This window comes from Xanthomonas sp. NCPPB 4037 (assembly GCF_041475695.2).
GTDB lineage: Bacteria > Pseudomonadota > Gammaproteobacteria > Xanthomonadales > Xanthomonadaceae > Xanthomonas > Xanthomonas campestris.
In genome coordinates this window covers 3,154,441-3,169,278 of the sequence record NZ_CM191261.1, presented here as the reverse complement: position 1 = coordinate 3,169,278, position 14,838 = coordinate 3,154,441, and the positions used below count along the sequence as shown (strand labels likewise).

The window sequence follows — 14,838 nt, the reverse complement described above, 5'->3', positions numbered from 1 at the left end:
CTGTAGATGGAAATCACTCTCTCCAAGAGTCTGCTGATCGCAGTGGTGCTTGCACCGCTGGTCGGCAGCATCATCGCCGGCCTCTTCGGTCGCCAGGTAGGGCGCAAGGGCGCGCAGTACGTCACCATCCTCGGTGTGGCGGTCAGCTGCGTGTTGTCCTGCCTGACGCTGTACCAATTGGTGGAGCAGGGCGCCAGCCCGTTCAACCAGAATCTGTACACCTTCTTCGACGTCGGTAACTACTCGGCGCATGTCGGCTTCATGGTCGACCGCCTGACCGCGATGATGATGGTGGTGGTGACCTTCGTGTCACTGCTGGTGCACATCTACACCATCGGCTACATGGAAGAAGACCCGGGTTACCAGCGCTTCTTCAGCTACATCTCGTTGTTCACCTTCTCCATGCTGACGCTGGTGATGAGCAACAACTTCCTGCAGCTGTTCTTCGGCTGGGAAGCGGTGGGCCTGGTGTCCTACCTGTTGATCGGCTTCTGGTTCAAGCGCCCGACCGCAGTGTTCGCCAACATGAAGGCGTTCCTGGTCAACCGCGTGGGCGACTTCGGTTTCATCCTGGGCATTGCCGGGGTGCTGCTGTGGTTCGGCTCGCTCGACTACTCCACCGTGTTTGCCAACGCGACCACCATGGCTGGTGCCAAGGTGCAGCTGTTCGCCGGCCACGAGTGGAGCGTGATGACGCTGATCTGCATCTGTCTGTTCATTGGTGCGATGGGCAAGTCGGCGCAGGTGCCGCTGCATGTGTGGCTGCCGGACTCGATGGAAGGCCCGACCCCGATTTCGGCATTGATCCACGCCGCGACGATGGTGACCGCGGGCATCTTCATGGTGGCGCGCATGTCGCCGCTGTTCGAGCTGTCCGAAACCGCGCTGAACTTCATCCTGTTCATCGGTGCGACCACGGCCTTCTTCACCGGCCTGATCGGTATCGTGCAGAACGACATCAAACGCGTGGTGGCGTATTCCACGCTGTCGCAGCTGGGCTACATGACCGTCGCGCTGGGCGTCTCTGCCTATTCGGCCGCCGTGTTCCACCTGATGACGCATGCCTTCTTCAAGGCGCTGCTGTTCCTTGCGGCCGGCTCGGTGATCATCGGCATGCACCACGAGCAGGACATGCGCAAGATGGGCGGGCTGCGCAAGTACATGAAGGTGACCTACTGGACCAGCGTGATCGGTACGCTGGCGCTGGTCGGTACTCCGTTCTTCTCGGGTTTCTACTCGAAGGACACCATCATCGAGGCGGCCGCGCACCACGCGCATGAGTCGCACAGCTGGATCGCCACCTACGGCTACTGGGCAGTGCTCGGCGGCGTGCTCGTCACCAGCTTCTACAGCTTCCGCCTGCTGTTCCTGACCTTCCACGGCAAGGAACGCTTCCGCGATGCGCATGCACATGACGTGCACGCCCATCACGACAGCGCCCATACCGATGCCGAGGCGCAGGTGCATGCGCACGACAGCCACGGTCATGATGCACACGATGCGCACGATGCGCATGGGCACGACGATCATGGTCATGGCCACCATGGTGCCCACGAGCCGCATGAGTCCAAGTGGGTGGTCACGCTGCCGCTCATCTTGCTGGCGATTCCTTCGGTGGCGATCGGCTTCTTCACCATTGGCCCGATGCTGTTCGGTACCGACTGGCAAGGCCACCACGCGGCGCATGCGATGAAGGGGCAGGCCGTGTCGTTCTTCACCGGCATCGTCGACTTCTACGACCCGGCACGCGATACCGTCGGCGCACTGGCCGAAGAGTTCCATGGTCCGGTGGCGTTCGCGCTGCACGGCATGATGGCGGCACCGTTCTTCCTGACGGTCGCCGGCCTGCTGCTGGCCGCGCTGTTCTATCTCTGGAAGCCAGAGCTGGCCACCAAGTCACGCAAGGCGTTTGCGCCGATCGTGTGGCTGCTGGAAAACAAGTACGGCTTTGACAAGCTGTGGATCAATGGCTTCGCCGGTGGTGGCGTTGTCCTTGGAAAGGCTTCCCGCGCAATCGACACCCACGTGGTGGATGGCGTGGCGGTCAATGGTTCTGCCCGACTGATCGACCTGGCTGCACATCTGCTGCGTCGCACGCAATCCGGTTTCCTCTATCACTACGCCTTCGCAATGATCATCGGCTTGATCGCCTTGTTGGCGGTACTGATGCATTTCTGGCGTTGACCTGTACGGAATAAGAAAACGTGTCGAACTGGCCTTTACTGTCTCTCCTGATCTGGCTGCCGATTATCGGTGGCGCCCTGATCCTCGCATTGCGCAACGCCGAGACCGCCCGCTGGGCGTCTCTTGCGGTGGCTGTGGCGACCTTCGTGCTGAGTCTGCCGCTGCTCGGTTATGACACGGCGAACGATGCCATGCAGTTCATCGAGCAACATGCCTGGATCCCGGCCTATAACATCGGCTACAACCTGGGCGTGGACGGCATTGCGGTCGCGTTGATCGTGTTGACCACGCTGGTGACCGTGCTTGCGTTGATCGGCGCCTGGCGCTCGATCGACAAGCGCGTCAACCAGTACGTCGCGGCCTTCCTGATCCTGGAAGGCGTCACGGTCGGCATCTTTGCGGCCACCGACGCGATGCTGTTCTACGTGTTCTTCGAAGCCATGCTGATCCCGATGTTCTTGATCATCGGTGTCTGGGGTGGCCCGCGTCGCATCTACGCGGCCATGAAGTTCTTCCTGTACACCTTCCTCGGCTCGGTGCTGATGCTGGTGGGCCTGATCTACCTGTACCTGAAGGGTGGCAGCTTCCAGCTGGCCGACCTGTACGCGCTGCAGCTGACCGCCAAGGAACAGACCTGGATCTTCTTTGCGTTCATGATCGCTTTCGCGGTCAAGGTGCCGATGTTCCCGGTGCACACCTGGCTGCCGGATGCGCACGTTGAGGCGCCGACCGCCGGCTCGGTGATCCTGGCGGCGATCGCGCTGAAGATCGGCGGCTACGGCTTCCTGCGCTTCAACCTGCCGATCCTGCCTGACGCCAGCAACCAATGGGCCTGGCTGGTGATCGCGCTGTCGCTGATCGCGGTGATTTACGTCGGTCTGGTGGCGCTGGTGCAGGACGACATGAAGAAGCTGGTGGCGTATTCGTCCATCGCGCACATGGGCTTCGTCACCCTCGGTACCTTCATCGCGTTCACCCTGGTGCGCGAGTACGGCAGCACCGATGCGGCCCGTCTTGGCCTGCAGGGTGCGATGGTGCAAATGATTTCGCACGGCTTCGTGTCCGGCGCGATGTTCTCCTGCATCGGCGTGTTGTATGACCGCATGCATACGCGCCGCATTGCCGATTACGGCGGCGTGGTGAATGTCATGCCGTGGTTTGCCACCTTTGCCATGTTGTTCTTCATGGCGAACGCTGGCCTACCGGGCACGAGCGGTTTCGTTGGCGAATTCATGGTCATCCTGGCCAGCTTCCAGAAGCATCCGTTGGTGGCTTTTGCTGCGGCAACCACGCTGGTGATCACCGCGGCCTACACGCTGTGGCTTTACAAGCGCGTGTTCTTCGGCGAAGTGGCCAATGCGCATGTGGCGGAGCTGAAGGACATCAACGGTCGCGAGGCCTTCGTGTTGGGCGTGTTTGCTGCCGGTGTGCTGGCGCTCGGCCTGTATCCGAAGCCGCTGACCGACCTGATGGAACCGTCGATCGCCAAGCTGGCGACCCAGATTGCAACGACCAAGCTCTAACCGCTTGCCGTCCGTATTGATTTTCAGGATTTGATGATGACCACGCCAACGCTCGCGCCGTTGACCACCGCTGACCTGGCTCCGCTCGCACCGGAGCTGGTGCTGATCGGCGGTGCCTTCGCACTGTTGATGATCGATCTGTTCGTGAGCCAGCGGCACAAGGTCTGGACCCACCTGTTCTCTGTCGCAGTCCTGGCCGTGGTGCTGGTGATGCTGGCAACCGGCCTGGGCGGGCAGGGCGAAGCTTTCCACGGCATGTTTGTGCGCGACACCGCCGCCGATGTCATGAAGACGGTGATCGTGCTGGTCAGTGGCCTGAGCCTGGTTTACGGCTGGAGCTATCTGCGCGAGCGCAATCTGTACCAGGGCGAGATTCCGGTGCTGGTGCTGTTTGCGACTGCCGGCATGATGTTGCTCACGTCCGCCGGCAGCCTGCTGATGGTCTACCTGGGCCTGGAGTTGCTGGCGCTGTGCTCGTATGCGCTGGTAGCGTCCAACCGGGATAACGGCCTGGCGACCGAAGCGGCGATGAAGTACTTCGTGCTGGGTTCGCTGGCCTCGGGTCTGCTGCTGTACGGAATGTCGCTGGTGTATGGCGCCACGGGGACGCTGAGCCTGGCCGGCATCCACGATGCGATCGAAGGCTCGGGCGAGCGCACGCTGTTGCTGACCGGTACGATCTTCATGATCGCCGGTGTGGCCTTCAAACTGGGTGCCGCGCCGTTCCACATGTGGCTGCCCGACGTCTATCAGGGTGCGCCCGCGCCGATCGCGCTGTTCATCAGCTCCGCGCCCAAGCTGGCCGCGTTCGGCATGGCGTATCGCCTGCTCGAAATGGGCATGGGCCCGCTGTCGCCGCAGTGGCATCTGCTGATCGGTGGCCTGTCTGCACTATCGCTGGTGATCGGTAACCTGATGGCCATCGCGCAGAGCAACCTCAAGCGCATGCTGGCGTACTCAACTGTCTCGCACATCGGCTTTCTGCTGATGGGCGTGGCCGGTGGTGGCGAAGAGGGCTATGCCGCGGCGATGTTCTACGCGATGAGCTACACCATCATGTCCACGGCGTCGTTCGGCGCGATCATTGCGCTGTCGCGCAGCGGCTTCGAAGCTGAGCACATCGACGACTTCAAGGGCTTGAACGCACGCAACCCGTGGATGGCTGGCCTGGTGCTCTGCATCATGGCGTCGCTTGCCGGCATTCCGCCGTTCCTCGGTTTCTGGACCAAGCTGGCCGTGCTCGGCGCGGCGGTGAAGGGCGACATGTTGTGGCTCGCGATGGTCGGCGTGCTGTGCGCGGTGATCGGTGCGTATTACTACCTGCGCGTCATCAAGGTCATGTACTTCGACGAACCGGTTGGCGAGCCGCTGCCGGCCAACAAGGATCGCGTGCTGGGGACGGTGCTGGGTGTCAACGCGCTCGCGTTGCTCGCACTGGGCCTGGCCTGGAACCCGATCATGGTGTGGTGCCAGCGCGCGTTTGCGGGCCTGGCCTGATCGCATAGCTAGTGCCCGCTGTGTGCGGGCACGTGTCCTGACTAAACTGGCAGGGCACTGAAATAAAGTCGTGATCGCTGTTTCGTTTTTGTGTCATCGCGGTTATCATGTGCCGCGACGTTGAGAGCCTCCAAGGTCTTCAACAGATGAAAAACTAGGGCTTGCAATTTTCTCCCAAGTTCTTCATAATTCCGCTTCTGCTGCGGGGTGGAGCAGTCTGGCAGCTCGTCGGGCTCATAACCCGAAGGTCGCAGGTTCAAATCCTGCCCCCGCTACCAAGTTTTGATGTGTTGCCCTCGGGCAACCCATCAGCTTCTTGGATCGTAAGGACGCATGTTCCCGTCCTTACGCCGACCCTGAGAGGTCGGGCTTTTTTCACGCAAGGGGCCCATCGGGCCCCTTGTTTTTTCCGGAACCGGAAAGTTTGCTGCCGGTTGCCGGGGGTTCTACTGGCAATCATCTGATCAGGGCAGTCTGTGAGCGAAAAAGCGACCGAAATCGCCAATCTGCTGGGTCCAACGGTTGAGTCCTTGGGTCTGGAACTGCTGGGTGTCGAATATCTTCCGGCCCCGGGTGGCGCAACGTTGCGCCTGTATATCGATGTGCCGCTCGCCGAGCAGCCCGACCGCATCATCAACGTCGATGACTGCGAGCGCGTGAGCCGCGAAGTGTCTGCCCAGTTGGACGTCGAAGATCCGATCAGCGGCAACTACACACTGGAAGTCTCCTCGCCAGGTGTGGATCGTCCCTTGTTCACGCTGGATCAGTTCGCCCGCCATGTCGGCGAGTCCGCCAAGATCGTGTTGAAGCTGGCGCAGGATGGTCGGCGCCGCTTTCAGGGCCAGATCGTCCGCATCGACGCCGAGGCTGCTGCAGTCGTGTTCTCGGTCGAGGGCAAGGACGTGCAGATCGGCTTCGACAATATCGACAAGGCGCGCATCCTGCCGGACTGGGTCGCACTGGGCCTGGCACCGCAGAAACCCAATAAGCCCGGCCCGAAAAAACCCGGGCACGACAAGAAGAAACCATCCAACGAGCCGGCGGCTGGCAAGCCGCGCGCGGAGTGACTAAATGAGCAAGGAACTTTTGCTGGTAGTGGATGCGGTCGCCAACGAAAAAGGCGTGCCGCGTGAGGTGATCTTCGACGCGATCGAGGCCGCTTTGGCTTCCGCGGCGAAGAAGCGCTATCCCGACCAGGACGTGCTGACGCGCGTGACCATCGATCACAAGGATGGCAATTACGAAACCTTCCGCCGTTGGGAAGTGGTGGCCGACGACGTGGTAATGGAGTCGCCCGACCGCCAGGTGCGCCTGATGGATGCCATCGAGGAAGCCGACGGCGTCGATGTGGGTGACTACGTCGAAGAGCAGATCGAAAACCCGGACTTCGGCCGTATCGCCGCGCAGGCCGCCAAGCAGGTCATCGTGCAGCGTGTGCGCGAAGCCGAGCGGCAGCAGGTGGTCGATGCGTGGAAGGATCGCGTGGGTGAGTTGATCACCGGCGTGGTCAAGCGTGCCGAGCGCGGCAACATCTTTGTGGACCTGGGCGGTAATGCCGAAGCCTTCATTCCGAAGGACAAGGGCATTCCGCGCGATGTGCTGCGCCCGGGCGACCGTGTGCGCGGTTATCTGGCCGAAGTGCGCTCCGAGCCGCGTGGCCCGCAACTGTTCATCAGCCGCGCCGCACCGGAATTCATGATCGAGCTGTTCAAGCTGGAAGTGCCGGAAGTGGGCCAGGGCCTGGTCGAGATCAAGGCTTGCGCACGTGACCCGGGTGACCGCGCCAAGATCGCGGTGATTGCGCACGACACCCGCACCGACCCGATTGGCGCGTGCATCGGCATGCGTGGTTCGCGCGTGCAGGCGGTATCCAACGAGCTCAATGGCGAGCGCGTGGATATCGTGTTGTGGAACGAGAACCCGGCCAACTTCGTGATCAACGCGATGGCGCCTGCCGAAGTGCAGTCTATCATCGTCGATGAAGACAAGCATTCGATGGACCTGGCCGTGGCGGAAGACCGCCTGGCACAGGCGATCGGCAAGGGCGGCCAGAACGTGCGTCTGGCCAGCCGCCTGACCGGTTGGCAGCTCAACGTGATGACCGCCGACCAGGTGGCCGCCAAGTCCGAGGCTGAACAGGCATCGGCGCGCCAGCTGTTCATGGATCGCCTGGAAGTGGACGAAGAAATCTCCGCGATCCTGGTGTCCGAAGGCTTCAACACGGTCGAAGAAATCGCCTACGTGCCGGTTGGCGAGCTGCTGGCGGTGGAGGGTTTCGACGAAGACATCGTCGAAGAACTGCGCGCCCGTGCCCGCGACGCGCTGCTCAATGCCGCGCTGGCCGAGGAAGAAGGACTGGAAGGGACTCAGCCCACCGAGGACCTGCTGGCGTTGGAGGGGATGGACGAGGAAACGGCCTTTGCTCTGGCCGAGCACGGCGTGCGCACCAGCGAGGACTTGTCCGACCTGGCGGCGGACGAGATCGTCGACTTCGGCATCGAGGGCATGACCCAGGAGCGCGCCGCGGCGCTGATCCTGGCGGCCCGCGCCGAGGAGATCGCCCGTTTGGAGCGCGGCGAATGAGCCGGCAATGAACCGCGCCCTGACCCCATCAGGGCTTAGAATCAGCGTTTCCCTTGCTCTGGGCGAGGGGGCGCCAACCAGATCATAGGATCCGAATGTCGCAGCAAACCACCATCCGCAAGCTTGCCGAACTGGTCAATACGCCGGTCGATAAACTGCTGGTTCAACTGGCCGAGGCCGGAATGAAGTTCAGCGGTCCCGACCAGGTCGTGACCAGCACCGAGAAGATGAAACTGCTTGGCTTCCTGCGTCGCACGCATGGCAAGGCCGACACGCCCGCCGAAGCGGCGAGTGAAGCAGCCAAGAAGATCACGCTCAATCGGCGCAAGCTGCAGGAAGTCACGGTCAACGCCGGCCGCACCAAGACCACGGTCAACGTGGAAGTGCGGCAGAAGCGTACGTACGTGAAGTCCGAGAACGAAGGCAGCGGCCGCGCCGCGCCGATGACGCCGGACGAAGAGCGCGCCGATATCCTGGCCAAGCTCGCCGCCTCGCGTCAGCGCAACCTGGACGAGCAGCAGCGTCTGGCAGAGAGCGATCGTGCCCGCGATGAAGCAATTCAGCGCAAGCGCGACGAAGAGCAGGCCGCAAAAGACCGCGTAGAAGCCGAGCGCAAGGCTGCCGAGGAAGCCGCTGCGGCTGCCAGTGCGCCGGCCCCGGTTGCTGCTGCACCGACGCCCTCGTCGGCGCCTGCCGCGCGTGCACCGTCTTCGCCGTCGTCGGCACCGCGTCCGGCCCGTCCGGCTGGCGCCTCGCCTGCCTCGCGTCCGGCGACGCCGGCACGTCCGGACGATCGCAACAATGCCGCCAAGCACAAGACGCGCGGTTCGCACGTCATGGTGGCTGGCGTCGAAGACGACGATGCGACCAAGCGCTTTGCCGGTCAGCTGCATCTGTCTGCGGCCGATCGTGCGCGCCGTTCCAACGTGCGTGGCAAGCCGACCGGCCGTCCGGGTTCGTCGTCGTCGCGTCGCAACGATGGTGGCCGCGGTAGCAATCAGAGCAACAGTGGCCCGCACGGGTTCGAGCGTCCGACCGCACCGGTGGTGCGTGAAGTGGCGATCGGCGAGACCATCACCGTGGCCGATCTGGCGCAGAAGCTCGCGCTCAAGGGCGGCGACGTGGTCAAGGCGCTGTTCAAGATGGGCGTCATGGCGACCATCACCCAGAGCATCGATCATGACACCGCGGCGCTGGTGACCGAAGAACTCGGCCACAAGGCCGTACGTGCGGACAATGCCGACTTCGAAGATGCGCTGCTGGCGCATGCCGAAGACGCGCAGGGTGAAACCACCTCGCGTCCGCCGGTGGTCACCATCATGGGTCACGTCGATCACGGCAAGACCTCGCTGCTGGATTACATCCGTCGGACCAAGATCGCCTCTGGCGAAGCCGGCGGCATCACCCAGCACATCGGTGCGTACCACGTCGAAACCGGCCGTGGCGTCATCAGCTTCCTGGATACGCCCGGCCATGCCGCGTTTACCTCGATGCGTGCGCGTGGCGCCAAGATCACCGACATCGTGGTGCTGGTCGTTGCAGCCGATGACGGCGTGATGCCGCAGACCAAGGAAGCGGTGGCGCATGCCAAGGCGGCAGGCGTTCCGTTGATCGTGGCAGTCAACAAGATCGACAAGGCCGGCGCGGATCCGCTGCGGGTCAAGAACGAGTTGCTGGCTGAAAACGTGGTGGCCGAAGACTTCGGTGGCGATACCCAATTCATCGAAGTGTCGGCCAAGGTCGGTACCGGTGTGGACACGCTGCTGGATGCGATTTCGCTGCAGGCAGAAGTGCTGGAACTCAAGGCAGTAGCCGATGGCCGCGCCAGCGGTACCGTGATCGAATCGTCGCTGGACAAGGGCCGCGGCCCGGTCGCGACGGTGCTGGTGCAGCAGGGTGCGCTGAAGCGTGGCGACTACCTGGTGTGCGGCATTCAATACGGCCGCGTGCGTGCGCTGTTCGACGAAACCGGCCACCAGCCGGCCTCGGCGGGCCCGTCGATTCCGGTGCAGGTGCTCGGCTTGTCCGGCGTGCCGGAAGCCGGCGACGACTTCGTGGTCGTCGACGACGAGCGTCTGGCCAAGGACGTGGCGCAGCAGCGCGAAACCAAGCGCCGCGAATCGCGCCTGGTCGCCTCGGCCACCAACCGCATGGAAGACATCCTGGCCCAGATGGGCAAGGGCGAAGGCCAGCAGGTGTTGAACCTGGTGATCAAGGCCGACGTGCAGGGTTCGGTGGAAGCGCTCAAGCAGTCGCTGGTGGCGTTGTCCAATGACGACATCCGCATCAACGTGATCCACTCCGGCGTGGGTGGCATCACCGAGTCCGATGCGAATTCGGCAGCGGCCTCCAAGGCCACGATCATCGGCTTCAACGTGCGTGCGGATGCATCGGCACGCAAGATCGTCGAGTCCAACGGTATCGATCTGCGGTACTTCTCGATCATCTATGACGTGATCGACCAGGTGAAGCAGGTGGCGTCCGGTCTGCTCGGCGTGGAAATCCGCGAAGAGATCATCGGTATCGCGCAGGTCCGCGACGTGTTCCGCAGTTCGAAGTTCGGTGCGGTTGCAGGCTGCATGATCATCGAAGGTGTGGTGAAGCGCAGCAAGCCGATCCGCGTGCTCCGTGACAGCGTCGTGGTGTTCGAGGGCGAGCTGGAATCGCTGCGTCGCTTCAAGGAAAACGTCGACGAAGTGCGCAACGGTACCGAGTGCGGTATCGGCGTGAAGGCCTACAACGACGTCAAGGCGGGCGACCAGATCGAGTGCTTCGAGCGCATCGAAGTGGCGCGTACGCTGTAACACCATCGCCAGGGCCACGCGGCCCCGACGCTGCATGACGCGGGCGGCCTGGCCGCCCACGTCTTTTTTGGCTCCGGTGCCGTTCGGCCCGATGCATCAACCAGGTCCATGACCATGCCAACCAAATCATTCCACCGTACCGACCGCGTTTCGGCGCAGGTACGCCGCGACCTCGGCACCATCGTGCACGCCGCAGTGCGCGATCATGGCCTGCCGTCGGTCAGCGTGTCCGATGTCGAAATCAGCCGCGATCTGGCGCACGCCAAGGTGTTCGTCACCGCGCTGCAGCAGGAGCGTTCCGCCGAGGCGGTGAAGGGGCTCAAGGAAATCGCCGGGCAGTTGCGCACGCAGCTGGCACGCGCGATGAAGTTGCGTCACGTGCCCGAGTTGCACTTCCACTACGACGATTCGGTGGACCGCGGCGAGCGCATCGATAACCTGTTGCGCGACCTGGACGATATCGGCCCCGAGGCCGCGTCCGATGCGCAGGATGCCGAGCCGCGCTGAGCGCCGGCAGCACACGGCCGCCGCTCCGCGCGGCCTTGACCATGCGGGCCGCATCGCGCCCGAGCGAGCGTTGATCCCGTGAGACCCCGCATCACCTTCCGTCCGCTGCACGGCATTTTGCTGCTCGACAAGCCGGCCGGACTCAGTTCGAACAATGCACTGCAGGCCGCCCGCCGGCTGCTGCGTGCCGAGAAGGGCGGCCACACCGGCAGCCTGGATCCGCTGGCCACCGGCCTGCTGCCGTTGTGCTTTGGCGAGGCCACCAAGATTGCCGGCCTGTTGCTGGGCTCGGCCAAGGCCTACGACGCCGAGATCGTGCTGGGCGTCACCACCGATACCGACGATGCCGATGGGCAGCCGCTGCGTGAGCGCCCGGTGCCTGCGCTCAGCGAGGCTGCGTTGCAGATGGGGCTGGCGCCGTTCATCGGCCGCATCCAGCAACAGGCGCCGATCTATTCGGCGCTCAAGCAGGGCGGCGAGCCGCTGTACGCCAAGGCGCGCCGTGGCGAGGTCATCGAGGCGCCGGTGCGCGAGGTCGAGGTGCATGCGATCACGTTGACCAGCTATGCGTCGCCGCGGCTGCGGCTGCGCGTGACCTGCGGCTCCGGCACCTATATCCGTAGCCTGGCACGCGACCTTGGCGAGGTGCTGGGCTGTGGCGCGCACATCGCCGCGCTGCGCCGCGTGTGGGTGGAGCCGTTCCGCACGCCAGAGATGATCACCCTGGAAGCGCTCACCGCGCTGGTCGAGTCCGGCGCCGATGCGGCGCAGTTGCTGCTGCCGGTGGCCGCTGGGCTAAGCGATTTTGCGCAGATCACGCTCGACGCCACCTTGGTGGCGCGCTTTCGCATGGGGCAGCGGTTGCGCGATCCGGCATTCCCGGAAGGGCAGGTTGCGGTGTTCGATGCGGACGGCAGCCCAGCCGGGCTGGGCCTTGTCGACGCCGACGGTCGCCTGTCGCCGCAGCGCCTATTCAACGGTCTGAACGCCGCTGCAGCTTGTTAAGGTTTAGTCAACTTGTTCCCGGGGCCGCGCGACGTTACAATTTTGCGGCCCCGATCGGGGCACCCTCAGCGCCAAGCGCGCACATTCCTAGCAAACGGCGAGTCCGACGGTGCGTCATGCACGTTCCTGTCGACCACGCATCTATCGAGAACACATCATGTCCGTCGACACCCAGAAAGTTATTGAAGACAACAAGCGCAGCGCCCAGGACACCGGTTCGCCGGAAGTGCAGGTCGCTCTGCTGACCGCACGCATCGAGCTGTTGACCGGTCACTTCAAGACCCACAAGAAGGATCACCACAGCCGTCGCGGTCTGCTGCAGATGGTCAACCGTCGCCGCAGCCTGCTCGACTACCTGAAGAAGAAGGACGGCGAGCGCTACAAGTCGCTGATCGAGAAGCTCGGCCTGCGCCGCTAATCGAGTCCTACCGCCGCGGCGCAGCGATGCGCCGCGGTTTCGTTTTGGTCATTCGCAATTTGTAATCCGTAAAGCGTCACATGCGTCATGGGCCGGAGCCTCCCGGCCGCCCGTTCTCGGCATGGGTCGACGACGGTCCAACGAAGACAGTTACACCTAAGGAAAAAACCTCCGTGGCAAAAATCACCAAAACCTTCCAGTACGGCAAGCACACCGTCACCCTGGAGACGGGCGAAGTCGCTCGCCAGGCGAGCGGTGCCGTCATCGTCAAGATGGACGACACCGTACTGCTGGTCACCGCCGTCGCCGCCAAGACCGCGCGCGAAGGGCAGGACTTCTTCCCCCTGACGGTTGACTATCAGGAGAAGTTCTATGCCGGCGGCCGCATCCCGGGCGGCTTCTTCAAGCGCGAAGGACGTGCGACCGAGAAGGAAACGTTGATCTCGCGCCTGATCGATCGTCCGATCCGTCCGCTGTTCCCGGAGGACTACAAGAACGAAGTGCAGATCATCGCCACGGTGATGTCGATGAACCCGGACATCGACGGCGATATCGCCGCGCTGATCGGCGCGTCGGCTGCGCTGTCGTTGGCCGGTACCCCCTTCAACGGCCCAATCGGCGCCGCCAAGGTGGGCTACAAGAACGGCGAATACATCCTCAACCCGACCATCGCCGAGCTGAAGGATTCGCAGCTTGAGCTGGTTGTGGCCGGTACGGCGAACGCCGTGTTGATGGTGGAGTCGGAAGCGGCGCTGCTGTCGGAAGAAGTGATGCTGGGCGCGGTCACCTTCGGTCATCGCGAGATGCAGAAGGTCATCAATATCATCAACGAACTGACCGTCGAAGCCGGCACCAAGCCCAGCACCTGGGTGGCCCCGGCCAAGAACACCGCGCTGATCAGCGCGTTGAAGGAAGCGGTTGGTACCCAGCTGGCGGGCGCCTTCCAGGTGCGCGACAAGCTGCAGCGTCGCGACGCCATTTCGGCGATCAAGAAGGACGTGCTCGAGTCGCTGGCAGGCCGCGTGGCTTCCGAAGGCTGGAGCTCGGCCGAGCTGTCGAAGGAATTCGGCGAACTGGAATACCACACCATGCGTGACTCGGTGCTGGAGACCAAGGTGCGTATCGACGGCCGTGCACTGGACACCGTGCGCCCGATCTCGGTGCAGGCCGGCGTGCTGCCGCGGACCCATGGCTCGGCGCTGTTCACCCGCGGCGAGACCCAGGCGATCGTGGTCACCACGCTGGGCACCGCCCGCGATGGCCAGGTGATCGACGCGGTCGCTGGCGAGTACAAGGAAAACTTCCTGTTCCATTACAACTTCCCTCCGTATTCGGTGGGCGAGTGCGGCCGTTTTGGCGCGCCGAAGCGTCGCGAGATCGGCCATGGCCGTCTGGCCAAGCGCGGCGTGTTGGCCGTGATGCCGAGCCTGGAAGAATTCCCGTACACCATCCGCGTTGTCTCGGAAATCACCGAGTCCAACGGTTCCTCGTCGATGGCTTCGGTGTGCGGCTCCTCGCTCGCACTGATGGACGCCGGCGTGCCGGTCAAGGCACCGGTGGCGGGTATCGCCATGGGCCTGGTGAAGGAAGACGACCGCTTCGTGGTGCTGTCCGACATCCTGGGTGACGAAGATCACCTGGGCGACATGGACTTCAAGGTGGCCGGTACTGCTGAAGGCGTGTCCGCGCTGCAGATGGACATCAAGATCGAAGGCATCACCGAAGAGATCATGAAGCAGGCACTGCAGCAGGCCAAGGCTGGCCGTCTGCACATCCTGGGCGAGATGTCCAAGGCGCTGACCACCCCGCGTCAGGAGCTGAGCGACTACGCGCCGCGCCTGCTGACCATCAAGATCCACCCGGACAAGATCCGCGAAGTGATCGGCAAGGGTGGCTCGACCATCCAGGCAATCACCAAGGAAACCGGTACGCAGATCGATATCCAGGACGACGGCACGATCATCATCGCCTCGGTCAACGCCATCGCCGCGCAAGCTGCGAAGTCGCGCATCGAGCAGATCACCTCGGACGTGGAGCCGGGCCGCATCTACGAAGGCAAGGTCGCCAAGATCATGGACTTCGGTGCGTTCGTGACCATCCTGCCGGGCAAGGACGGCCTGGTACACGTGTCGCAGATTTCCAGCGAGCGCGTGGAGAAGGTCGGCGACAAGTTGAAGGAAGGCGATCTGGTCCGCGTCAAGGTGCTCGAAGTGGACAAGCAGGGCCGCATCCGTCTGTCGATCAAGGCAGTGGAAGAAGGCGAGGGCGTGCCTGCATCGGCTGAGTAATCGCCGCTGCATGTGCGCTAGAAAAAGCG

10 protein-coding genes and 1 tRNA gene are annotated in these 14,838 nt (G+C 63.3%); all 11 read left to right on the top strand.

The genetic code is table 11. From position 1 onward, the window contains the following. Positions 1-6: 6 nt before the first annotated feature. The 11 genes from nuoL to pnp all read left to right on the top strand — a co-directional run bounded on the left by nuoL (position 7) and on the right by pnp (position 14,809). Positions 7-2,184: an NADH-quinone oxidoreductase subunit L gene (gene nuoL / locus ACCQ01_RS14170; RefSeq protein WP_228431796.1), complete on the top strand. Its 2,178-nt coding sequence runs from the start codon at positions 7-9 to the stop codon at positions 2,182-2,184. Positions 2,185-2,204: 20 nt separating this feature from the next. Beyond that, positions 2,205-3,707 (top strand): NADH-quinone oxidoreductase subunit M, encoded by a 1,503-nt coding sequence (locus tag ACCQ01_RS14165; RefSeq protein WP_011037648.1) that lies wholly within the window; start codon positions 2,205-2,207, stop codon positions 3,705-3,707. Positions 3,708-3,743: 36 nt separating this feature from the next. Further along, on the top strand, positions 3,744-5,204 hold the full coding sequence (gene nuoN, locus ACCQ01_RS14160) for an NADH-quinone oxidoreductase subunit NuoN (protein WP_228431797.1): 1,461 nt from the start codon (positions 3,744-3,746) through the stop codon (positions 5,202-5,204). Between the two features lie 201 nt (positions 5,205-5,405). Then, positions 5,406-5,482, top strand: a tRNA-Met gene (locus tag ACCQ01_RS14155). 198 nt (positions 5,483-5,680) lie between these two features. After that, positions 5,681-6,271 carry a ribosome maturation factor RimP gene (gene rimP, locus ACCQ01_RS14150; protein ID WP_115000905.1) on the top strand — a complete coding sequence of 197 codons (591 nt, stop codon included), beginning with the start codon at positions 5,681-5,683 and terminating at the stop codon, positions 6,269-6,271. Between the two features lie 4 nt (positions 6,272-6,275). Then, positions 6,276-7,787: a transcription termination factor NusA gene (gene nusA, locus ACCQ01_RS14145; RefSeq protein WP_011037645.1), complete on the top strand. Its 1,512-nt coding sequence runs from the start codon at positions 6,276-6,278 to the stop codon at positions 7,785-7,787. A gap of 95 nt (positions 7,788-7,882) precedes the next feature. Continuing rightward, positions 7,883-10,591: a translation initiation factor IF-2 gene (gene infB, locus ACCQ01_RS14140; RefSeq protein WP_014508207.1), complete on the top strand. Its 2,709-nt coding sequence runs from the start codon at positions 7,883-7,885 to the stop codon at positions 10,589-10,591. A 114-nt stretch (positions 10,592-10,705) separates the two neighbouring features. Continuing rightward, positions 10,706-11,098, top strand: coding sequence for a 30S ribosome-binding factor RbfA (gene rbfA / locus ACCQ01_RS14135; protein WP_042598608.1), 393 nt, complete (start codon positions 10,706-10,708; stop codon positions 11,096-11,098). A gap of 78 nt (positions 11,099-11,176) precedes the next feature. Then, a complete protein-coding gene (truB, locus tag ACCQ01_RS14130) occupies positions 11,177-12,103 on the top strand; it encodes a tRNA pseudouridine(55) synthase TruB (RefSeq protein ID WP_228431798.1) in 927 nt (308 codons plus the stop codon). Positions 12,104-12,260: 157 nt separating this feature from the next. Continuing rightward, a complete protein-coding gene (rpsO, locus tag ACCQ01_RS14125; protein ID WP_011037641.1) occupies positions 12,261-12,521 on the top strand; it encodes a 30S ribosomal protein S15 in 261 nt (86 codons plus the stop codon). A 173-nt stretch (positions 12,522-12,694) separates the two neighbouring features. Next, positions 12,695-14,809, top strand: a complete 2,115-nt coding sequence (gene pnp / locus ACCQ01_RS14120; protein WP_228431799.1) for a polyribonucleotide nucleotidyltransferase — start codon at positions 12,695-12,697, stop codon at positions 14,807-14,809. The last annotated feature ends 29 nt before the right edge of the window (positions 14,810-14,838 follow it).